The organism is Microbacterium sp. ABRD28 (genome assembly GCF_003850245.1).
Classification (GTDB): Bacteria; Actinomycetota; Actinomycetes; order Actinomycetales; family Microbacteriaceae; genus Microbacterium.
This window is the reverse complement of sequence record NZ_CP031015.1, coordinates 2,919,937-2,941,787: the sequence shown is the minus strand read 5'-3', so window position 1 is coordinate 2,941,787 and position 21,851 is coordinate 2,919,937. Positions and strand designations below refer to the sequence as shown.

At 70.5% G+C, this 21,851-nt stretch carries 19 protein-coding genes; 12 read left to right on the top strand and 7 right to left on the bottom strand.

The window, feature by feature from the left end; translation table 11 throughout:
* Positions 1 to 4: 4 nt before the first annotated feature.
* The 5 genes from DT073_RS14195 to DT073_RS14175 are packed head-to-tail and all read left to right on the top strand — an operon-like array spanning position 5 to position 7,333.
* The gene (locus DT073_RS14195; RefSeq protein WP_124293979.1) at positions 5 to 379 is read left to right on the top strand and encodes a PPOX class F420-dependent oxidoreductase; all 375 of its coding nucleotides are present in this window, start codon (positions 5 to 7) and stop codon (positions 377 to 379) included.
* 16 nt (positions 380 to 395) lie between these two features.
* Positions 396 to 3,569, top strand: coding sequence for a glycosyl hydrolase (locus DT073_RS14190; RefSeq protein ID WP_124293978.1), 3,174 nt, complete (start codon positions 396 to 398; stop codon positions 3,567 to 3,569).
* Between the two features lie 13 nt (positions 3,570 to 3,582).
* Positions 3,583 to 4,632 (top strand): extracellular solute-binding protein, encoded by a 1,050-nt coding sequence (locus DT073_RS14185; protein WP_124293977.1) that lies wholly within the window; start codon positions 3,583 to 3,585, stop codon positions 4,630 to 4,632.
* A 20-nt stretch (positions 4,633 to 4,652) separates the two neighbouring features.
* Positions 4,653 to 6,248 carry an ABC transporter permease gene (locus DT073_RS14180; RefSeq protein ID WP_124293976.1) on the top strand — a complete coding sequence of 532 codons (1,596 nt, stop codon included), beginning with the start codon at positions 4,653 to 4,655 and terminating at the stop codon, positions 6,246 to 6,248.
* Positions 6,245 to 7,333 (top strand): ABC transporter ATP-binding protein, encoded by a 1,089-nt coding sequence (locus DT073_RS14175; RefSeq protein WP_124293975.1) that lies wholly within the window; start codon positions 6,245 to 6,247, stop codon positions 7,331 to 7,333. Before DT073_RS14180 ends, DT073_RS14175 begins: the two co-directional genes overlap by 4 nt.
* Here DT073_RS14175 and DT073_RS14170 read toward each other — a convergent pair.
* From DT073_RS14170 to DT073_RS14155, 4 genes are read right to left on the bottom strand one after another with little or no spacing between them, the layout of a single operon-like run.
* Positions 7,281 to 8,045 (bottom strand): HpcH/HpaI aldolase family protein, encoded by a 765-nt coding sequence (locus DT073_RS14170; protein WP_124293974.1) that lies wholly within the window; start codon positions 8,043 to 8,045, stop codon positions 7,281 to 7,283. The genes DT073_RS14175 and DT073_RS14170 overlap by 53 nt on opposite strands.
* 9 nt (positions 8,046 to 8,054) lie before the next feature.
* A complete protein-coding gene (locus DT073_RS14165; protein WP_124293973.1) occupies positions 8,055 to 9,098 on the bottom strand; it encodes a 3-hydroxyacyl-CoA dehydrogenase in 1,044 nt (347 codons plus the stop codon).
* Between the two features lie 47 nt (positions 9,099 to 9,145).
* Complete coding sequence (locus DT073_RS14160) at positions 9,146 to 9,904, bottom strand: SDR family NAD(P)-dependent oxidoreductase (RefSeq protein WP_164478203.1); 759 nt, start codon at positions 9,902 to 9,904, stop codon at positions 9,146 to 9,148.
* A gap of 7 nt (positions 9,905 to 9,911) precedes the next feature.
* On the bottom strand, positions 9,912 to 10,709 hold the full coding sequence (locus DT073_RS14155) for an SDR family NAD(P)-dependent oxidoreductase (RefSeq protein WP_124293971.1): 798 nt from the start codon (positions 10,707 to 10,709) through the stop codon (positions 9,912 to 9,914).
* 136 nt (positions 10,710 to 10,845) lie between these two features.
* Here DT073_RS14155 and DT073_RS14150 point away from each other — a divergent pair, with 136 nt between their 5' ends.
* Genes DT073_RS14150 through DT073_RS14120 form a run of 7 tightly spaced genes read left to right on the top strand, consistent with a single transcriptional unit; the run spans position 10,846 to position 18,272 of the window.
* Positions 10,846 to 11,808: a VOC family protein gene (locus DT073_RS14150; protein WP_124293970.1), complete on the top strand. Its 963-nt coding sequence runs from the start codon at positions 10,846 to 10,848 to the stop codon at positions 11,806 to 11,808.
* On the top strand, positions 11,805 to 12,596 hold the full coding sequence (locus DT073_RS14145) for an amino acid ABC transporter ATP-binding protein (protein WP_124293969.1): 792 nt from the start codon (positions 11,805 to 11,807) through the stop codon (positions 12,594 to 12,596). Before DT073_RS14150 ends, DT073_RS14145 begins: the two co-directional genes overlap by 4 nt.
* Entirely contained in the window at positions 12,596 to 13,372 is a 777-nt protein-coding gene (locus DT073_RS14140) for an amino acid ABC transporter permease (RefSeq protein WP_124293968.1), read from the top strand. The genes DT073_RS14145 and DT073_RS14140 overlap by 1 nt, the downstream gene beginning before the upstream one ends.
* Positions 13,373 to 13,424: 52 nt before the next feature.
* The gene (locus DT073_RS14135; protein WP_124293967.1) at positions 13,425 to 14,285 is read left to right on the top strand and encodes a transporter substrate-binding domain-containing protein; all 861 of its coding nucleotides are present in this window, start codon (positions 13,425 to 13,427) and stop codon (positions 14,283 to 14,285) included.
* A 3-nt stretch (positions 14,286 to 14,288) separates the two neighbouring features.
* On the top strand, positions 14,289 to 16,982 hold the full coding sequence (locus tag DT073_RS14130) for an FAD-dependent oxidoreductase (protein ID WP_124293966.1): 2,694 nt from the start codon (positions 14,289 to 14,291) through the stop codon (positions 16,980 to 16,982).
* Between the two features lie 25 nt (positions 16,983 to 17,007).
* A complete protein-coding gene (locus DT073_RS14125; protein ID WP_124293965.1) occupies positions 17,008 to 17,952 on the top strand; it encodes a dihydrodipicolinate synthase family protein in 945 nt (314 codons plus the stop codon).
* Complete coding sequence (locus DT073_RS14120; protein WP_124293964.1) at positions 17,949 to 18,272, top strand: (2Fe-2S)-binding protein; 324 nt, start codon at positions 17,949 to 17,951, stop codon at positions 18,270 to 18,272. Before DT073_RS14125 ends, DT073_RS14120 begins: the two co-directional genes overlap by 4 nt.
* A 37-nt stretch (positions 18,273 to 18,309) precedes the next feature.
* On the opposite strand, the gene DT073_RS14115 is transcribed toward DT073_RS14120, so the two are convergent.
* The 3 genes from DT073_RS14115 to DT073_RS14105 all read right to left on the bottom strand — a co-directional run bounded on the left by DT073_RS14115 (position 18,310) and on the right by DT073_RS14105 (position 21,811).
* The gene (locus DT073_RS14115) at positions 18,310 to 19,392 is read right to left on the bottom strand and encodes an NADH:flavin oxidoreductase/NADH oxidase (protein ID WP_240638625.1); all 1,083 of its coding nucleotides are present in this window, start codon (positions 19,390 to 19,392) and stop codon (positions 18,310 to 18,312) included.
* A gap of 58 nt (positions 19,393 to 19,450) precedes the next feature.
* Positions 19,451 to 20,254: an IclR family transcriptional regulator domain-containing protein gene (locus DT073_RS14110; RefSeq protein WP_124293962.1), complete on the bottom strand. Its 804-nt coding sequence runs from the start codon at positions 20,252 to 20,254 to the stop codon at positions 19,451 to 19,453.
* Between the two features lie 90 nt (positions 20,255 to 20,344).
* On the bottom strand, positions 20,345 to 21,811 hold the full coding sequence (locus tag DT073_RS14105) for an NAD-dependent succinate-semialdehyde dehydrogenase (RefSeq protein WP_124293961.1): 1,467 nt from the start codon (positions 21,809 to 21,811) through the stop codon (positions 20,345 to 20,347).
* Between the last annotated feature and the right edge of the window lie 40 nt (positions 21,812 to 21,851).

Genomic DNA, 21,851 nt, shown 5'->3' with positions numbered 1-21,851 from the left:
CATCATGCTCGATGAGCACACGCGCGCCCTCGCCAAGGGGAAGAACTTCGCCTCTCTGACGACGCTGCGCAAAGACGGATCGCCCACCGCGCAGGTGATGTGGGTCGACTGCGACGACGAGCACATCCTCATCAACACCGAGGTGCACCGTCTGAAGTACCGTCATATGAGACGCGACCCCCGGGTCGCGGTGCTGATCATCGATCAGGCGAACCCCTACAGCTACGCCGAGGTGCGCGGCGAGGTGGTCGAGTTCATCCTCGGCGATCGGGCGCGCGCCCACATCGACGAGCTGTCCGAACGGTACTTCGGGCGCCCCTACATCGCCGAGCAGATCGAGAGCGAACGCGTCATCTGCAAGATCCGGCCCCATGCGTGAGCGCGAAGGAGAAGGCATGACCCGTTCGAGCGAGGACCTGGCCGCCGAACTCGGCCCCGACGTCATCCGCTGGCGCAGCGTCGGACCCTCCCGCGGCGGCCGCGTCGTCGCCGTCGCGGGCGATCCTTCCGACCGCTCCCGTTTCTGGATGGGCGCGTGCTCCGGCGGGGTCTGGATGACCGACGATGCCGGCCAGTACTGGAAGCCCATGTCCGACGGCTTCCTCGAGTCCGCCTCGGTGGGGGCGATCGCCGTCGCCGACGCCGATCCGCAGGTGATCTGGGTGGGAACGGGCGAATCCTTCGCCCGCAACAACGTCGTGCCCGGTGATGGGGTGTACCGCACCGTCGACGGCGGCCAGACCTGGCAGCACCGGGGGCTGGATGCCACCAAGCACATCGCCAAGGTCCGCGTCGATCCGCGCGACGCCGACGTCGCGTTCGTCGCGGCGCTCGGAGACGTGTTCGGCCCCTCCGCCGAGCGCGGCGTGTACCGCACCCGCGACGGCGGCGACACCTGGGACCTCGTGCTGCACGTCTCCGAACGTGCCGGGGCCGCCGACCTCGTTCTGGACCCGACGAATCCCCGCGTCGTGTACGCCTCCATCTGGCAGATGGTCCGCCACCCCTGGGACATCGTCTCGGGCGGGGAGGACTCGGGCCTGTGGCGATCGCGCGACGCCGGAGACACGTGGGAGCGGATCTCCGATCACCCCGGCTTCGCCTCCGGCCTGCTCGGGCGGATCGGCATCGCGGCCAGCCCGGCGCGCCCCGGTCGGGTGTGGGCGCTGGTCGAGGCGATCGGGGAACAGGGCGGCGTCTACCGATCGGATGACGCGGGCCAGACCTGGTCGCAGGTGTCCACCGAGCGGTCGGTGCAGGGCCGACCCTGGTACTACAGCCACATCATCGCGCACCCCACCGAGGCCGACACCGTGTGGTGCATGAACACCTGGGCCTGGCGTTCGCGCGACGGCGGCCGGACCTTCCAGCAGGTCCAGACCCCGCACGGCGACAACCACGATCTGTGGATCGACCCGAGCGACCCGCAGCGGATGATCAACGGCAACGACGGTGGCGCGTGCGTGAGCGTCAACGGCGGGATGACCTGGTCGTCGATCTACAACCAGCCCACCGCGCAGTTCTACCGGTTCGACGTCGACCACCGGTTCCCGTTCGACCTCTACGCCACCCAGCAGGACAACTCCGGCATCCGCGCGCCCTCGCGGTCGTGGAAGGGGGCCTTGCGCTGGCCCGATTGCCTCGAGCTCGGCGAGGCCGAGGCCGGCGATGTCGCTCTGGATCGCTCCGACCCTCGTTTCGTCATGCTGGGCGGGGCCGGCTTCGGCCACCCCGGTCCGCTGCTGCGCTTCGATCAGGTCACGGAGCAGGCCCGCGACGTGGCGGTGTGGCCGGAGTACTTCATGGGCATCGGTGCGAGCGAGATGAAGCACCGCTTCGGATGGACGTATCCGATCGAGTTCTCGCCGCACGAGCCGAAGGTGCTCTACGTCGGCGGTGAGCGGGTCTTCCGCTCGCCCGACGGCGGGATCACCTGGCAGAGCATCAGCGGCGACCTCACCCGTGACGACCCCGCCAAGCAGCAGCCGACGGGCGGGCCGATCTCGGGGGATTCCACCGGAGCCGAGGTCTACTGCACGATCCACGCCTTCGCCGAGTCGCCGATCACGCCGGGCGAACTGTGGGTCGGGACCGATGACGGACGCGTCCACCTCTCCCGCGACGGCGGCGGCGAATGGACGGAGCTGTTCCCGACGGGTCTGCCGGAGTGGGCGACGGTCACCCGGATCGAGCCCTCCCAGCACCGCGCCGGGCGTGCCTACCTCACTGCGCATGCCTACCGGCTGCAAGACCTGCGGCCGCTGGTCTATCGGACGGATGACTTCGGCGCGACGTGGGAGGCGATCGCCACCGGCATCCCCGAGTCGGAGTGGGCGCGCAGCATCCGCGAGGATCCCACGCAGCCCGACCTGCTGTTCCTGGCCACCGAACGGCGGGTGTGGTTCTCGGTCGACCGGGGGAGCACCTGGGCGAGCCTGCGCGGGAACATGCCCTCGGTGCCGGTCTACGACATCAAGGTGCGCGACCACGAACTCATCGCGGGCACGCACGGGCGGGCGTTCTGGATCCTCGACGATCTGGCGCCGCTGCGCGAGATCGCCGCGCTCGCATCCGACGGGCTTCACCTCTTCACCCCGCCGACGGTCTACCGCTATCCCACTCCGGACGGCTTCGACATGCCCGGCGAGGGCACCTGGGTGGGCGGCTTCCCGGGGGTTCCCCTGGGCGGTGCGACCTTCACCCGTCGCCACCTGCCGGACGGCAGTGCCGAGACGGTGTGGCTGGACGGGGGGAAGAACCCGCCGAACGGCGCACAGCTCATCTATCGCCTGCCCGCCGACGTCTCTTCGGTCACGATCGCCATCGCCGACGCCGAGGGCCAGACGCTGCGCACCTTCCGCTCCTCCGTGCCGGAAGACCGGAAACTCCCGCCCGCCGAAGTGCCGTCCACCGACGCCGGCGCGCACGCCTTCCTGTGGGATCTGCGCGTGGAGCCGGCCCTCACCGCGCCGGGTGAGGACGGGCGACGCGGCGTGGTCTACCCCGGTCCCCGTGTGGCGCCAGGGCGCTACACCGTCACGATCACGGCCGACGGCGACAGCCGTGCGCAGGTCGTGGCGGTGCACCGCGACCCCCGCGGCGTGGCCGACGACGACGATCTGCGCGAGCAGTACCGCCTGCTTCTGCGCATCCGGGACCTGCTGCAGCGGGTCGCCGACGGCATCGGCACATCGACGGCCGTGCACGACGTGCTCTCGGGGCTCACACGCCGCCTCGGGGATCATCCGCTCACGGCACGCATCGCCGAGATCGCCGAGGAGGCCGACGCGGTGCGTCGGATCCTCACCAATCCCGACATGAAGGATCACAACGACGCGCTGAAGATGGCGGCGGGCCTCGAGCAGAAGATCGTGCTCCTGCCCGAGATCGTCGTCGAGCTCTCCGACACCCGGCCCGTGCCGGGGGTGTACGAGGTGCTCGACCGCTTCGAGGCCGAGGCCGACGAGGCACTCCGGCGCCTGGCCGCCCTGCGCGCGGACGGGCTGCCGCAGCTCGATGCAGCCCTGCGCGCGGACACCACCGTCCCCTTGCTCGGACTGAGTCTGTAGGAGAGTCGTGCGCATGCGTGCCCCCCGTTCCGTCGTTCTGGCGCTCGCCGCCGTGCTCGCCCTCACCGGCTGCGCAACGGGTACCGGTGCCCCCGGGGGCTCCTCGTCGACGGATGGGGCGTCGGCGATGGGGGGAGCCGACCTCGTCGTCTATGTCGGGCGCAACGAAGACCACGTGCGGCCGCTCGTGGAGGAGTTCGAGCGGCGCACCGGGCTCGACGTCGACGCGCGGTACGGCAGCACCGGTGAGCTCGCGACGACCATCCTGCAGGAGGGGGCGTCGTCTCCCGCCGACCTCTTCTTCACGCAGGACCCCGCCTACATCGGCGCGATCTCGGAGGCAGGGCTGCTGAGCCGCCTGCCCGACGATGTTCTCGACGCCGTCGTCCCCGGGATCGCGGGAAGCGACGGCGACTGGGTCGGCGTGACGGCTCGACGGCGGGTCCTGGCCTACGACCCCGCGACGACATCGGCCGATCAGCTTCCGGACACGATCTCGGAGCTCGTGGAAGAGCCGTGGCGCGGGCGGGTGGGGCTCGCGCCCACCCACAGCTCCTTCGTCTCGTTCGTGGCGGCTCTCGTGGCGATCCGCGGCGAGGGCGAGGCGCTCGCCTGGCTCGAGGGCATCGCCGCCAACGATCCCCAGATCTTCGACGGCAACGAGGAGCAGCTGCGAGCGATCGCGGCGGGAGATCTGGATGTGGGGCTGGTCAACCACTACTACGTCCACCGGCTGCGGGCCGAGGATCCCGCCTTCTCGGTGCGCAACCACTCCTTCGCCGCGGGCGACGCCGGCGACGTGCTGATGCCCACCGCGATCGGCCGCCTGACCGGCGGTGCGCACCCCGAGGCTGCGGTGGAGTTCATCCGGTTCCTCCTCTCAGACCAGGCGCAGCGCCACTTCCTCGACGAGGTCGGTGAGTACCCGCTCGTGCCCGGCATCGGAACGCCCGCGGGCGAGCGGCCGCTCGATCCGGAACTCATCGATGCCATGAACCTCGCCGAGGTGGCCGGCAACCTGGATGTCGCCACCGACCTGATCGCACGGGCAGGCCTGATCTGACCCGTGTGAGATCGTCGACCGTGACGGTGAGCCCGGTGGTGCGCGGCGGCGCGGCGGCGAGCAGAGGCCGAGTCGCGACGATCATCGCCGTGGTCGTGGTCCTCGGACTCAGCGTGCCGCCGCTCGTCGTCCTCGTGGTCCAGGGGGTGGCGGGGATGGGAGCTGAAACCGTCCCTCCGGCACGCTTGCTGATGCTCCTGGGGAACACCCTCCTGCTCGCCGCCCTCGTCGTCGCCCTCTCGCTGCCCGTCGGCACGGCCACGGCGTGGCTGACGGTGCGCACGACCTTCGCGGGCCGGCGGGTGTGGGCGACGGTGATCACGATCCCCCTCGTGCTTCCCGCCTACGTCGTCGCGGTCGCCCTGTCGGGCATGTTCGGCGGAGACGGGCTTCTCACCGACATTCTCCGCCCCTGGGGGATCTCCCGCCTGCCGCCCGCTGCGGGGCTCTGGGCGGCGACACTGTGCCTCACGATCGTGGCGGTGCCTATCGTCCACACCCTGGTCACCGTCGCGCTCTCGAGGATGGACCCGGCGCTCGAGGAGACCGCGCGCCTCCTCGGCCAGAGCGGCCCGAGGCTGTTCTTCCGCGTGATCCTCCCGCAGCTGCGCGGCACTCTCGCCCTCGCCGCCTGCGTGGTCGCGCTGTACGTCATCTCCGACTTCGGCGCGGTGTCGATGCTGCGCTACGAGACCTTCACCCGGGCGATCTACGCACAGTTCCGCGGACGCGTCGAGGTCGGCCCGGCTTTCGCGCTGTGCCTCACCCTGGTCCTGGTCTCGGGCGTTCTCATCGCCGGTCAGGTCATGCTGCGCGGCCGGCACGGCGCCGGGGCCGCCCACACCCGGCCGGCGGCCGTCACCCCGCTCCGACCGCTCGCCGCGGCGATCGCCTCGACGCTCCTCGGAGTGCTCGTGCTCTTCTCGACCGTGCTGCCCGTGATGACGCTGACAACCTGGGCTCTGCGGGGATGGGCAGCGGGGGCGCGGCCCGGCCCCGTCCTGGAAGAGGCGGTGAACGCTTTCGGTCTCGCCCTCCTGGCGGGTGCGGTCACGACGCTCCTGGCGTTCCCCATCGCCCTGGCGGCGCGGAGGCGCAGCAGATTCACGCGGGCGATGGAAGGCGTGCCGTGGATCACCCATTCCCTGCCGCACCTTGCGGTGGGCCTGGCGATCCTGGTCCTCTCCATCGCCGGCCCGGCGGCGCTCTACCAGTCCCGCACCACGCTCGTCCTCGCGTACGCCGCACTGTTCCTCCCCTTGGCGATCGGTCCGCTCTCCGAGGCGCTGCGCGGCATCGACGAACGGCTTCTCGACGTCTCCCGGTCTCTCGGACGAAGTGAGATGCGCACCCTCGTCGGCGTCGTCCTGCCACTGGTCCGACCTGCCATGCTGACCGGGGCGGCGCTGGTGTTCTTCGCGACGCTGCACGAGCTGCCGGTGACGCTGTTGCTGCGTCCGACGGGGTCGGAGACGCTCGCGGTGCGCCTGTGGGGTGCGATGATCGAGGGGCAGTACACCACTGCCAGCATCGCCGCACTCCTCATGGTCGTCATCAGTGTCCCCCTCCTCGCGCTGCACGCGCGGTCGCAGGTGCGTGTGAGCGTGGCGTCGTGAGCGTCGCAGCGCTCGACGCGCGCGCACTGGTCCGCCGCTTCGGCGACGTCGTCGCCGTCGATCACGTCGATCTCACGGTTCGGCAGGGCGAGCTGGTCGCCCTTCTCGGACCGTCGGGCTGCGGAAAGACCTCGATCCTGCGCCTGGTCGCCGGCCTCGACCGCGGCGCGGGGACTGTCGACATCGCCGGGGTGCGCATGAGCGGGGGTGCGCGGTTCGTGCCGCCCGAGGCGCGCGGGGTCGGGCTGGTTTTCCAGGACAGCGTCCTCTTCCCTCACCTCGACGTCGCCGGCAACGCCGCCTTCGGACTGCGCGGGGCCGATCGGATGGCGCAGGCGGGCCGCATCCTCGACCTCCTGGGCATCGCGCACCTGGCGGCGCGGATGCCGTCGGAGATCAGCGGCGGCGAGCAGCAGCGGGTGGCCCTGGCGAGGACCCTGGCGGCGCGGCCCGCGCTGGTGCTTCTGGACGAGCCCTTCTCGCACCTCGATGCGAGTCTGCGCGAACACGTTCGTGACGAGACCGTCGCGGCGCTGCGCCGCACCGGGACCTCGGCGCTGCTGGTCACCCACGATCAGGGCGAGGCGCTCGCCGTCGCCGATCGCGTGGTGGTCATGGGGGCCGGTCGGGTCCACCAGGCAGGGCATCCGGCCGAGGTCTACCGGCGCCCGGCCGACCGTTTCACCGCCGAGTTCGTCGGGCGATCCACCCTTCTTCCGGCGCGGGTGACACGGCCCGGCGTCGCCGTCACCCCGCTCGGCCAGATCGCCGTCGACCCCGAAACACCGCCGGGCGCGCGTCTGGCGGTGCTCCGGCCCGAGTCGGTGTCGCTCACCGATCCGGCCGCCGGTCTCGGCGCAACGGTCGTCCGCGCCTCCTTCCGCGGTGCCGACCGACTGGTGCGGATCGCCCTTCCGGGCGGGGGCGAGATCGAGGCCGTGACGCCCGCCGACCTCGGTCCCGGTGATCGGGTCGGTGTGATCGTCGAGGGAGTGGTCGCGACCGTCGCGGATGACGGAGCCGCCGCTCACCTCACGCCGCGGGCGGCGGACTCGCGGGAGCGGGAAGCGAGCGCGCGGCGCTGATGAGGTCGGCGCCGGCGGCGGCGATCACCTGGGTGTCCACGGCCACCGCGACGCTGGTGTACCCGCGGCCGATGAGGTTCTCGGCCGCTGCCAGACCTCCCGCGAAAGCGCCCGCCACCGTGCCCGCCCGGCGGCACGCCGCCACGACGGTGTCGAGCGGGTTGCCGGGCGACCGGTCGGCCAGGAGATCGCCGACCGTGGTGCCCAGGGCAAGGGCGAGGTCGAAGGGACCGACGAACACCTCATCCACCCCGGGGGCCGCGGCGATCGCCTCGACGTCGGCCACGGCGCGCGCGGTCTCGACCATGACGGCACACCAGACGGCTTCGTTCGCCGTCACCGGGTCGATCGTCGGTTCGCCCCGGTAGGCCGCGAGAGGACCCCAGGAGCGCTCTCCGAGCGGGGGGTACCGGCTGGCGCGTGCCGCCGCGATCGCCTCGTCGCCGCTCTGGACCATCGGCACGATCACCCCGCGCGCCCCGGCGTCGAGGGCACGTCCGATGAGAGCGGGGGAGTTGTGCGGCACGCGCACGTGCACCGGGACTCGTGCGGCGCCGGGGATGGCCGCGACCAGGGCGGCGTCGTCGTACAGGCCGTGCTGCCCGTCGAGCACGAGCAGATCGGCGCCGATCCCGGCGAGGAGGGATGCCGCGGCGGGGACGCCGAGCATCGACCATGCGGCGAGGCGCACCGGGGAGGGGGAGGAGGTCACGGGCCGACTCTACTGAGGCGCCGCCATCGGCGTCACACCGGCCAGATCCTCCCGGCGGGGGCGGACGTCGGCGAGGGGGTTGTCGAAGTGCTGCAGCAGAGACGCCAGACGCATCATCGCGCGGTCGCGCTCGCGCACGTTGTCCTCCCATGCCGGATGCGGCAGGCGCTGCTCGATGGTCGTGGCCACGTGTTCGATGGTGTCGGGATTCCAGGGGTTGTCGCCGCCGCGCTCGAGCGCGATGCGGGCGTACACCGGCCCGAGGACCTCGGCGTGGCGGCGCAGCCCACCCCGCGTGTTGAGCTCACTCGTGGTGAAGGGGCCGATCACCGACCAGCGCAGGCCCAGGCCCTCCCGCACGAGGGTGTCGATGTCCTCGGCCGACACCACGCCGTCACGGACGAGGCAGTAGGCCTCGCGGAGCATCGCGGCCTGCAGGCGGTTGAAGGCGAATCCCTCGATCTCGCGGCCGAGCACGATCGGGGTCAGCCGCGCGCGCAGGAGGAGCGCCTGGGCGGTGGCGACGGTGCTCGCGGCGGTGAACGGCGCGGGAACGACCTCGGCGACGCGGAGGAAGTACGGGGGATTGGCGGGGTGGACGACGAGACACCGCTCACGTCCGGCGAGACCCTCGGCGAAGGCCGAGGCCGTGATCGTCGAGGTGGAGCTGGCCAGCACCACTCGGGGATCGGTCAGTGCATCGAGCTGGGCGAAGAGACCCTGCTTGACGCCGAGGTCTTCGATCACGCACTCCTGCACGAAATCGGCCCCGCTCACCGCCGCCTCGAGGCTCTCGAGCACCTGCACCCGCTTCAGCACCGTGGCGACCGGCTCATCCAGGAGCCCCGCTCCGGACAGCTCGCCGAGCATGTGGGCCACCTCGTCCATCGCGGCTCTGCGCACCCCCGGCGCGGCCTCGAAGATGCGCACGCGGATCCCTGCGGAGGCGAAGACGATCGTCCAGGCGATGCCGATGCTGCCGGCGCCGATGACCGCCACGGTATCGGCGACGGACGCCGCGGCGTCGGGTCGAGCGGGCGGGGGTGAGGTCATATCGGCATCCGATCCGAGGTGGCGTTCTAGGCGGTGATCGAAGACGGTCACCGGATGTACGAGGCTCCGTTGAGGTCGATCGTCGAACCGGTGAGGCTCGGGCATCGATCCGAGGCGAGGAAAGCGGCCAGTTCGGCGACCTCCGAGGGGTGGACGTGGTCACCCATCGCCAGGCCGTCGGCGACGGCGTCGATCTGCGCGGGATCCAGGTCGGCGGTGCCCATCCCGGCACCCACGACGCCGGGCGCGATCGTGTAGACCCGCACACCCGACCGTGCATGGGCGCGAGCGAGTGTCTGGGCGAAGTTGCGCAGGGCCGCCTTCGAGGCGGCGTAGGCGCCGAGATCGGGGATGCGGCTGCCCTGCAGTGCCGCCCAGCTGGAGATCGCGATGATGGTTCCCGAACCGCGGGCCGACATCGTCGCCGCCGCTTCCCGCATGAGCGTGGCCGCGGCCACGACGTTGACCTGGAGCGACAGCTGCCAGCCTGGGTCCCAGATCTCGTCCGCGCCGTCCAGAGGCGTGGGCGTGAGGGCGGCGGCATTGACGACGACGGTGTCGATGGTCGACATCTCGCATGCGCGGTGCCAGAGGGTGCGGGCAGCCTCGGCGGTGTCGAGATCGGCGTGGAGCAGAGCGCGTCGCGACTCGGGGATGCCGGCGAGGGCGCCTTCGGCTTCGGCGGGTCGGCTGCGGAAGGTGCCGATGACCCGGGCGCCCTCCCGGCCGAACGTTGCGGCGGCGGCGGCTCCGAGAGCCCCGGATACTCCGGTGATGAGGGCGGTGCGTTCCGCAAGCGTCGTCATGGCGTTCTCAGAGCATCCCGCCGTCGACGGGGAGGAGGTGCCCCGTGATGGCCCGCGAGAGCGGGGAAGAGAGGAACACGGCCGCATCCGCGACATCCTGCTCCTCTGCCAGCCGGCCGAGCGCGGTGAGTTCCGCCGCCTTGGCCAACGCCTCGGTGCGGGAGAGGCCCGTGGTTGCGGTACGGCCGTCGACGCGGGAGAGGAGGGCAGCGGTGGCGACGGGACCGGGCGCGATCGCATTCACGCGGATGCCGCGCGGGCCGAGCGCCATCGCCGCCGACCGCACGACGCCCAGCACCGCGTGCTTGCTGGCGACATAGGACAGCAGGTGGGGATCACCGCGCCAGGAGTTGAGGGATCCGATCGCGACGATCGTCGATCCCGGCGGCATGGCGGGCGAGACCGCGGCGATCGTGGTGACGACGCCTGTGACGTTGACGGCCATCACGCGGTCGAAGTCCTCCAGATCCACCTGGTCGGGAGCGTGCCAGGACGGAACGATCCCCGCGGCGGCGACGAGACCGTCGAAGGGTCCGCTTTCCTCGGCGAGGGCCCGGATCGCCTCGCGCGCCCCGCGCTCGTCGGTCAGGTCGGCCTGCGCCGAGGGCCATGTGGAGGCGACGCCGGGTTCAGGGGGGAGCAGATCGACCACCGCACCGGTGGCGCCTGCCGCCGACAACGCCTCGACCACGGCGGCGCCCAGGCCACGCGCTCCGCCCGTCACGAGGAATCGGCGGCCGGAAAGCAAGGTCGGCGCCATCGCCGCTGCGGGCGATGCGCCGGAGGAGAGATCGTCCTGTGCCACCTGTCTGCCTTTGTTTCGTTGTCAGTAACGTACGTTATGCGAACGAAGTATCGCAATCCGAACAGTTCTGTGCGTATTGCGGACAAGTGTTCGTTGTGCAAACATCACTCCACAACGACAGTCCGGGGAAGAAGAGATGCACGGGACAGATTTCCGATTCGGAACGCTGCTGGGGGTCGACCACATCGGGGTCGGAGTCTCCGACATGGCGGCGTCGCTGGCCTTCTACGCCCAGCTCGGCTTCATCGACGTGGCCTTCGACTACACCGGCGAACTCCCCGGGATGTCTCCTCTCACCGGGCACGCGAGCACACGCGCGCGCGTGGTCTATCTGCGCTCGAGCCAGCCGACCGTGCTGGGTCGGTCGGGGATCAAGCTGGTCCAGATCCTCGACCGCCCCCAGCCCCCGCTTCCGGATGGATTCGCGTATGGCGAGCCGGGCATCTGCGAGGTCTGCATCCACGTGCAGTCCTACGAGGAGTTCCACGACAAGCTCGTGGCCGCGGGGCACCGCGTCCTGATGGAGCCGAACGACCAGGTCCTCGAGCCCTACGACACCCACTGCGGCCTGTCGTACGTCGAAGACCCCGACGGGGCCAAACTCGAGTTCATCGAGTGGCGATCCCTCGAAGCGGGCTGGCCCTACCCCGACGGCCCCCAGGGGGTCAATCACGTCGCCTTCGGCGTCGGCAGCGCCGATCGGACCGAGGAGTTCTACCGCAAGCTCGGCTTCACCGCGAAGCTCTTCGACATGGCCGGCATCAACGAGCCGATGAATCAGTGGTTCCTCGACGTCGGCCGCCAGCCGCCCAGCCAGCGGATGATGATGCTGATGAGCCCGCACGGCGGCTCGCTCGAGCCCGTCGAGCAGACCCCCGCCGGTCCGGACATGCGGGGCGAGTGGGGGCACCTCGGCACCTTCGAATTCGCGATCGGTGCGCGCAACCTCGACCTCGCCGTCGACCATCTCGGATCGATCGGCGTCGAGCTCGTCGGCGAACCCGCGGAGATCGCCCTCGATGACCGTCGCTCGTGGCGCTACGCCTACTTCCGCGACCCCGACGACCTCTACGTGTCGGTCACGGAGGTGCGGGCGTGAGCACGCGCACAGCCACGGTGGACGAGGTCACGTCGCACGCTGTCCCGATCATCCAACTCCAGAAGATCAACAAATCCTTCGGCAAGACGCAGGTGCTGTTCGACATCGACCTCACGATCGAGCGGGGTCAGCACGTCGTGCTGTTCGGCCCGTCCGGGTCGGGCAAGTCGACGGTCCTGCGCAGCATCAACCTGCTCGCCGACCCCGATTCGGGTTCTCTCAAGGTCGACGGGGTCGAGTTCGGCCCTGGGCTCGCCGGTGACCGGGCACCGCGCGGCGGCCGCTTGGCGCTGCGCCGCCGGGTGGGAATGGTCTTCCAGCAGTTCAATCTGTTCCCTCACCTGTGCGCCCTCGACAACGTGGCCCTGCCACTGCGGAAGGTGCGGGGGATGAGTCGGTCGGCGGCGCGCGAGAAGGCGGCCGTGACGCTGCGCCGAGTGGGCCTGATCGACCGCGCGGCGAACTACCCGGCTGAGCTCAGCGGCGGACAGCAGCAGCGCGTCGCCATCGCTCGCGCGCTCGCCCTGGACCCGGAGGTCATGCTGTTCGACGAACCCACGTCGGCCCTCGACCCGGAACTGGTGGGTGAGGTGCTGAAGACGATGAGAGAAGTCGCCGAGACCGGGATGACGATGGTCGTCGTCACCCACGAGCTCGGATTCGCCCGCGAGATCGGGGATCTCAACGTCTTCATGGAGGATGGGCGGATCGTGGAGACCGGACCGCGCGGGTTCTACGACAACTGCCGCAGCGAGCGCGCCCGCGAGTTCCTTCGGGCGGTGATGTGATGTCGATCACCGACTACGACTGGAGCCTCATCTGGGAGAACCGCGAGGCGCTCCTTGCCGGCCTGTGGACCGCATTCGCCGTGGCGATCGTGGGCCTGGCCATCTCGCTCGTCTTCGGTCTCCTGCTCGCGGTGCTCCGCTCCGCGCCGAAGCCGTTCTCCTGGATCGCCCTGGCCTACATCAACATCTTCCGCGGCGTACCGGCGCTCGTGAGCGTGATCTGGGTGTACTTCGGACTGGCCCTGCTGCTCGGAGTGCGATTCTCGGTCTTCGAGGCCGGAGTGATCGCCCTCTCGCTGCTCTACAGCGCCTTCTTCGCCGAGATCTTCCGTTCCGCTCTCCAGGCGGTGCCGAGCGGCCACACCGAGGCCGGTTGGGCGCTGGGAATGCGGTCGATCCAGATCTTCTTCTCCGTCACGCTCCCGCAGGCGGTGAAGATCGCCCTGCCGAACATCGGCAGCATGTTCATCGGCATGGTCAAGGACACCTCGACCTTCACCGTCATCGGGTTGCTCGAGGTCGTGCGGGTGACCCAGAACCTCGTCGCGACGAGTTTCCAGCCGTTCGTGCTGTACACCGCCGCTGCCGTGATCTACGTCCTCGCCGCTTTCGCCATCGATCTGGTGTTCCGCCTCATCGAGAGCACGTACGTCCGCCCGCCCCTCGGGGTCCTCGGCCGTGCCCTGCGAGCCCGCCAGCGGCGACGTATCGAGGCGCTGGCGGCACGGGTGAAGGCCGTCACGCCCGGCACCGGGGTCATCGCCACCCCCAAATGATCCCTCTCGACCCTTCGAGCACTCCCACCCATCCGAACGATTGGAAACCGTTGTGAACACACGATTCAGCCGGAAGGCGCTGCGCCTTCCCGTCATCACCGCTCTGGCGGCGGCAGCACTGGTGCTCTCCGCCTGCGGCGGAGGCAACGCGGGCGCCGACGCGGATTCCGGCGGTGAGGCTCCGGCGGACGACATCGGCCTCATGACCCCGGGAACCCTGGTGGTCGGAATGAACCTCCAGTACAAGCCGCAGATGTTCCTCGAGGGCGATACCCCCTCGGGCTACGACGTCGATCTCCTCAACGCGCTCGCCGACGAGCTCGGTGTGGAACTGGACATCCAGAACCTCGACTTCAACGGTCTGATCCCGGGTCTGCAGTCCCGGCAGTTCGACATGGTGTCGGTGGGCCTGGGCGCCACCGACGAGCGCAAAGAGGTCATCGACTTCAGCCGCGGCTATGTCCCCTACGCCACCATCCTGGGCGTTCAGCCCGGCGAGGAGCTCGGGTCGACGCTCGAGGACTACAACCAGGAAGGTGTCGTCATCACCGCGCTCCAGGGCTCGACCGGCGAGCAGCTCGTGCGCGACACCTTCCCCAATGCGACCGTTGCCGGCTTCCCCGACCAGAACGCGGCGCTTCTCGAAGTCGCCACCGGCCGCGCGGACGCGGTGGTCGTGGAGGACTACATCCTCGCCGAGTTCGATCGGTCCAACCCCGACCAGCTCACCGCGCTCGACCTGGACGAGCCCCTCAGCCTCTACTACGGCGCGTGGGGCGTGCAGAAGGACAACGGCGCTCTGGTCGACCAGCTCGATGCATTCCTGTGCCAGGCTCAGGAGGACGGCACCCTCGAGGAGCTGTACACGAAGTGGATGGCCCCGACCATGCCCGAGATGCCCGGAGGCTGCTGATCGATGACCGTCGATGAGCACGTGCACGACGTCCTGATCATCGGGGGCGGTCCGGCCGGCATGGCCGCCGCCGCGACCGCGGCGACGCGCGGACTGGATGCGGTGCTCATCGACGAGCGTCCGACCCTCGGTGGGCAGGTGTACAAGCAGCCGGGTCCCGGGATGCAGGTGGTGAACGCCCGCGAGATGGGGAAGCAGTACCGCCAGGGTCGGAGTCTCATCGACGAGGTCGAGGCCTCGGGGGCGACGGTGCGGCTTCGCTCCAGCGTGGTGGATCTCGAGCCGTCCGAGACGGGGTGGACGGCCATGGTCCACCCCGAAGACGGCGCCGTCGTTCCGCTCCGTGCGCGAGCGGTCATCCTCGCGACGGGAGCGCACGACCGTCCGGTCGTCTTCCCCGGCTGGGATCTCCCCGGTGTCATCACCGCCGGCGGTCTGCAGACCCTGGCCAAGACGCAGTCCTTCGTCCCGGGAGACCGGGTGGTGTTCGCAGGCTCCGGTCCGGTCGCCCTCGCCTTCCCCGCGCAGCTGGCCGGATACGGCGCCAACATCGTCACCGCGCTCGAGGCCGGGCCCGCACCATCCGTCACCGACCTCGCCCGGATCGCCGCCGCCGCCCCGGGCAACGTCGGCCTGCTCGGCGACGCCGCGCGGTACCAGGCGACCCTGCTGCGTCGCGGGATCCCACTGAAGTATCGGCGCATCGTCGTGCGCGCCGAGGGTGAAGGGCGCGTCGAACGCGTCGTCCACGCGCGCGTGGACGAGCGGTGGCGCGTGCTTCCCGGTACCGAGGAGAGCATCGAGGCCGACATCCTCTGCATCGGCTACGGGTTCACCCCCAGTGCCGAGCTCTTGCGGCTCGTCGGCTGCCGTTTCGACATCGACGAGGATCTCGGCGGCCCCGTCGTGCACCGCGACGACCTCGGCCGCACCGATGTCGCCGGCATCTATGTCGCCGGTGACGGCGCGGGCGTCGAAGGATCCGCCGTGGCCGCCGACGAGGGGCGCCTCGCGGCGCTCGCCGTGACGCAGGACATCGGCACATCCGTCGACAGCCCGGCGATCGAGGGCCTGCGTCGCCGGATCAGCCGGCGCCGGGCGCTCACCCGCGCGACCACCCGGATGTACCACGTGGGCGAGGGGATCTTCGACCTCGCCGAGGACGACACCGTCGTCTGCCGTTGCGAGGGCGTCCGCGAAGGCGAGATCCGTGCCGCGGTCGCCGAAGCACCCGACGTCAGCGCCGTCAAGGCGCTCACCCGTGCGGGCATGGGTCCGTGCCAGGGCCGGATGTGCGGCCGGCACATCGCCGCCCTGATCGCGGGGGAGAAGGGCGTGGCCCCGGCGACGGTGATGCCGGCCACCCCGCGAATGCCTGCGCGGCCCGTGCCGATCGGCGCGATCGCCGATGCCGACGTGGCCGATCCGGGCCTGTTCCAGGCGGGGGAAGACGATCCCGTCGAACCCGAGCGCACCGACCTCGCCCCGGGCGACCTCGCGAGCCGGCCACGCGACCCGCTGACCGACACTGACGTCCTCGTCATCGGCGGCGGCATCGCCGGTGCGGCCGTCGCCTACTACCTCGCCCGCGAAGGTGTCGAGGTGGAACTGCTCGATCGCGGCCAGCTCAACCGCGAAGCATCCGGGACCAACGCCGGCAGCTTCCACTTCCAACTCGCCATTCATCAGCTCTCTGGGAAGGGCACCGAGGCCGATCGGTCGCGGCTTCTCAGCGACGCGCGGGCGAGCGTCGAGGCCTATGCGCTGTGGACGTCTCTCTCCCAGGAGCTCGGCGCCGATGTCGGGCTCCATCAGACCGGCGGCTGGATGGTCGCCGAGACGCCGGAGCAGCTCGCCCTCCTTCACGAGAAGCACCTTCTCGAGGAGGAAGCGGGCATCCACACCGAGGTGCTCGAAGGTGCGGCGCTGCGCGCCCGTGCCCCGTACTTCTCCGATCGCGTGCTCGGGGCGACCTACTGCGACCTCGAGGGTCATGCCAATCCGCTCATCGTCGCGCCGCTGTACGCCCGGAGGGCGCGAGAGCACGGCGCGCGGTTCCGCGTGGACACCGAGGTGTTCGCCATCGAGGTCGACGAGTCCGACTCCTCGTTCCGCTTCCGAGTGACGACGAGCGCCGGTGTCATCCGTGCGCGCCACATCGTCAACTGCGCAGGCGGCTGGGCGGGCGAGATCGGCGCGATGGTGGGACTGGACTTCCCCATCAGGCGCGAGGGTCTGCACGTCAACGTCACCGAGGCGCGCAGGCCTCTCCTGCCCTCCATGATCCAGCACATCGGCCGCCGGCTCACCCTCAAGCAGACCCATCACGGGTCGTTCATCATCGGCGGCGGGTGGCCGAGCCCGGCGACGGGCTACCCGCGCCGCTATCCGACCACCTGGCGCAGCGCCGCAGGCAATCTGCGAGTGGCCCTCGACGTCGTCCCGCAGCTCGAGGACGTCCGTGTCGTGCGCACGTGGTCGGGGGTCATCGCCTTCACCGACGACTACTCGCCGATCGTCGGAGAGTCCGAGCGGGTGCCCGGCTATCACGCCTGTGTCGCCTCGACCGGCTTCACCTTCTCCCCGATCTACGCCCGCCAGGTCGCCGAGTCCATCGTCGATCCCGCGCGCACCGCCTCCCGATTCCCGACCCGGTTCTCGCTGGACCGCACCATCGCCTCGGCACCGACGCGATGACAACAACCCTGAGGAGCACTGCCTGATGAACCGCGACGATGTCGACTGGGCCGGCTATTACCCCGCCGTCGTCACCCCCTTCACCGAGACCGGCGAACTCGACCTGCCCACCCTCCACGCGCTGATCGATCAGTACGCCGACCGCGGCATGCACGGCGTGGTCGTGAACGGCACCTGCGGCGAGTGGTTCTCGCAGAGCGAGGACGAGCGACGGCAGGTTGCCGAGACCGCGGTCGCTGCCGCGCGTGGCCGGCTCCGCGTTCTGGTGGGATGCACGTCGAACACCGCCGCCAATGTCCAGGCCCTCGGCCGTCATGCGATCGATGCCGGCGTCGACGGCGTGCTCGTCTCGCCGCCGCCGTACATCAAGCTCTTCCCGAACGAGGTCGTCGCCTGGTACGAGGAGATCGGCGCGTCGCTCCGAGCGCCCGTGGTGGTCTACAACTGGCCGCACGGGACCGGCATCGACATCGGCACGGAGCTGGCCGACCGCCTGGCCGACGTCGATGCCGTCGTGGCGATCAAGGACTCCACGCCGGACGCCGATCAGTTCTTCGAGACGTCGCGGCGCGTGCGCGATCGGGTACGGGTCTTCGGTCCGTACATGTCGGCGCGAGGGGTCGAGGTGCTCCGCAGCGAGGGCGGCGACGGCACCGTCGGGGGCGGTTCGCTCTACGGCCGACCGGATCCGCAGTTCTGGGAGGACCACTGGGCGGGCGACGTCGATCGGATGCGCGCGCACGCCGAACGATCGGACCGTCTGTTCCCGAAGCTGTGGCTTCCCGGCGGTTGGGCGGGGCAGTTCGGCTCGTACCAGGCGCAGCTGAAGGCCCTGATGCACATGCTGGATCAGCCGGCGGGCCACGTGCGCCGACCGCGGCTGCCCATCACCGACGCCGACGACCTTCGCACGATGCGATCGATCCTCCAGGAGGAGGGGCTGCTCGCACCGGATCGGGTGACCGCGTGAGCGGCCGCAGGCTGCCCGGCCACGGGCTGGAGCGCGGCCGTCCGGTCGACATCGTCGTGGACGGCGTCGCGGTGACCGCTTACGAGGGTGAGAGCGTCGCCGCCGCCGTCATGGCCGCCGAGACGCTGGCCCTGCGCCTGACCGAGGGCGGCGCCCCGCGCGGATACTTCTGCGGCATGGGGGTGTGCTTCGACTGCACGATGGTGGTCGACGGAGTGCCGCAGACCCGCACCTGCATGACGTGGGTGCGCGAAGGGATGACCGTCGAGCACCAGGTGGGAGCCGGTGCCGGCGAGCCGGAGCCCGACATCGCCCACTGACCCTCCGCGGTCGGCGCGAGGCGGGACGGGTCGCGGCTCAGGGGATGCTCTCGACGTACTTCGCGCGGTTGTACTGCCACGGCCACGCCAGCTCACCGCCGAGCGCCGCCGCCGCGCGCAGGGCGAACGTCGGCTCGCGCAGGAACTGCCGGGCGACGTAGACGACGTCGGTGTCTTCCGCCCCGAGCGCCGCCTCGGCCTGCTCGGGGGTGGTGATCAGGCCCGCCACACCGACCGGAGCGTCGATCGCGGCGCGTACGGCGCGCGAGAGCGGCTGCTGGTAACCGGGCCCGGAGGGGATGGCCTGGTCGGGATTGTTCCCCCCGGAGGACACGCTCACGAGGTCGACACCCTCGATCAGGTGGAGCGCAGCGATGGTGTCGTCGACGGTGACCCCGCCCGGCACCCACTCCGACGCCGACACGCGCAGCACCACGGGCATCTCGGACGGAACGCGCGCACGCACGGCCTCGACGACCTCGCGCACGATGCGCGAGCGCCCCGCGACGTCGCCGCCGTACTCATCGGTGCGGAGGTTGGAGGTGGGGGACAGGAACTGGCCCAGCAGGTATCCGTGCGCCGCATGGATCTCGACGAGGTCGAAGCCGGCCTCCACCGATCGCGCAGCGGCATCGCCGAACTCCGCGACGATGCGCGCGATCCCCTCGCGGTCGAGTTCGACCGGCGGCGTGAACGGTCCCCACGCGACCGCTGACGGCCCGACCGTGGTCCACCCGCCCTCGGACGCCGGCACCGATCCGCGCCCTCGCGTCGGGGGATAGGTCGAGGCCTTCCGCCCGGCGTGCGACAGCTGGATGCCGATCAGGCCGTCCATGCCGTGGACGAAATCGACCACACGCCGCCATCCGGCGGTGTGGTCGTCGTTCCAGATGCCCGCGTCGTCGGGCGTGATGCGTCCGATGGGCGAGACCGCCGCGGCCTCGGTCATGATGAGGCCGGCGCGCCCGATGGCGAACGAGCCGAGGTGGACCAGATGCCATTCGCCGGGCATGCCGTCGACCGAGGAGTACTGGCACATGGGAGCGACCCAGAGACGATGGGGAACGGTCAGGCCGCCGACGGTGATGGGGTCGAACAGGCGCGGAGACAGACGAGGCACAGGGGTCCTTCGAGAAAGAGCGAGAAAGAGCGAGAAAGTGATGCGATCTACGAGGGGATCACTCGTAGGTCTTGCGCCGGTCCAGCAGCGCGAGGTCCGCGCTCATGGCGCGGGTGGCGTCGAGCAGCTGCGGGAGGTAGTCGGTGACGAGCTGCTCGACCGAGACCCGAGAGGTCGACACCGAGAGGTTCACCGCGCTGACGTAACGACCGTCGGCGCCGATGACGGGGGCCGCGACGGAACGCGCGCCGAGGTCGACCTCCTGGTTGTTCAGCGCCCAGCCCTGCTGACGGACCTCGGCGATGCGTTCGCGCAACTCCTGCTCGTCGACGATCGTCGCGGGGGAGAGCTTCTCGCGCGGATAGGTGCGGAAGTACTCATCGAGCGCGGCGTCATCGAACTCCGAGAGCAGCACCCGTCCGGTCGAGGTGCAGAAGGCGGGCAGCCGCCGGCCGATTCCCAGGCGGATGGGCATGATCGTCTCGGTCGCGGCGCGGGCGACGTAGACCACATCGCCGTCGTCGTACTCGCACGCCGACACCGACTCGCCGATCTGCGCCGACAGTCGCCGCAGGTGGTCCTGGATGATGTCGATCCGGCTCGAGGACGACAGGAACGCGTAGCCGAGGTCGAGCACCCGAGGGCGCAGGTAGAACCGGTTCTGACGGCTGCCGACGTACCCCAGGGTCTCGAGGGTCAACAGCGCCCGGCGCACCGATGCGCGGCTGAGGTGGGTGATCTTGGCGACGTCGGCCAGGGACAGCAGGTCGCGTTCGTTGGAGAAGGCGCGGATGACGGCGAGCCCGCGATCCAGGGACTGGATGAACTCGCCCGACTTGCGGTCGGTCTCGGTGTCGGTCATCGCGCTACGTTCCTCTGTGACGTCGGCGGAAAGTGGGATCACCATATCAATCCGCCTCAGCCGTGGACCGGCCGCCCCGCGGCATCCGGGTCACGCGACGCCCTCGATGCAGATGTATTTCAGGTCGGTGTACTCCTCGATCCCGTGCCGCGAGCCCTCGCGGCCGATGCCCGACTGCTTCACCCCGCCGAAGGGCGCGCCCTCATAGGAGATGAGGCCCGTGTTGACACCGACCACTCCGACCTCGAGGGCTTCGGACACCCGCGTGATGCGTCCGATGTCGCGGCTGAAGAAATACCCGGCGAGGCCGAACTCGGTGTCGTTGGCCATCCGGATGGCCTCCTCCTCGGTGGAGAAGCGGATGACGGGGGCGAGCGGTCCGAAGGTCTCCTCGCGCGCGAGCAGCATGTCGGGGCTCGCGTCGACGATGAGGGTGGGGGTGAAGAACGTGCGTCCTCGCTCGGTGAGATCGCCGCCCTGCACGACGCGGGCGCCCTTGTCTCGGGCGTCGTCGATGTGGCGGCGGACCTTGTCGACGGCGGCGGGGGAGATGAGGGGCCCCTGGGTCGTCCCGGGCTCGCGGCCGTCGCCGACCCGAAGCTTCGCCATCTCGCGGCCGAGCGCCTCGACGAACGCGTCGTGGATGCCGTCCTGGACGAAGATGCGGTTGGCGCACACACAGGTCTGCCCGGCGTTGCGGAACTTCGAGTCCATCGCGCCCTTGACGGCGTTGTCGAGGTCGGCGTCGTCGAAGACGATGAGGGGGGCGTTCCCGCCGAGCTCGAGAGCCAGGCGCTTGAGGGTGCCCGCCGACTGGGCCATGAGGATGCGCCCGACCTCGGTGGAGCCGGTGAAGCTGATGGTGCGCACGCGCTCGTCACGGGTCAGCACCTCGCCCAGGCGGGGGCCGGACCCGGTGACGACGCTCAGCACGCCGGCGGGGATCCCCGCCTCCTGGGCGAGGGCGGCCAGGGCGAGGGCCGACAGCGGCGTCTCTTCGGCGGGCTTGATGATCATCGAGCAGCCGGCCGCGAGGGCGGGCGCGGCCTTGCGCAGGATCATCGCGCACGGGAAGTTCCACGGTGTGATCGCCGCGGTCACGCCGACGGCGCTGCGGATGGTCATCATGCGGCGGTCGGGGTTGTTGGTCGGGATGACCTCGCCGTAGAGACGCTTGGCCTCCTCGGCGAACCACTCGATGAAGCCGGCGCCGTAGAGGATCTCGCCGCGCGCTTCGGCCAGTGGCTTGCCCTGCTCGGCGGTCAGCAGCTGTGCGAGGTCGTCCGCGCGCTCGACGATGAGCTCGTACCAGCGGCGCAGAAGGCGCGAGCGCTGCGGAGCCGGCGTGCGCGACCAGCTGGCGAAGGCCTCCTGCGCCGCGTCGATCGCCGCCACCATGTCATCGGGGGTCGCGACGGCCACCTCGGCGACGGTCTCGCCGGTGGCCGGATCGATGACCGGGGAGGACTCTCCGGCGGAACCGTCCCGCCACCCGCCGGCGATGTGAAGCTGGGTACGTAGCAGATCGTCGGCGATCAGCGTCGCTGGTGTGGACATGGGCGCCCTCGTCCTTTCCGGACCGAACAGAAGGTGGTGT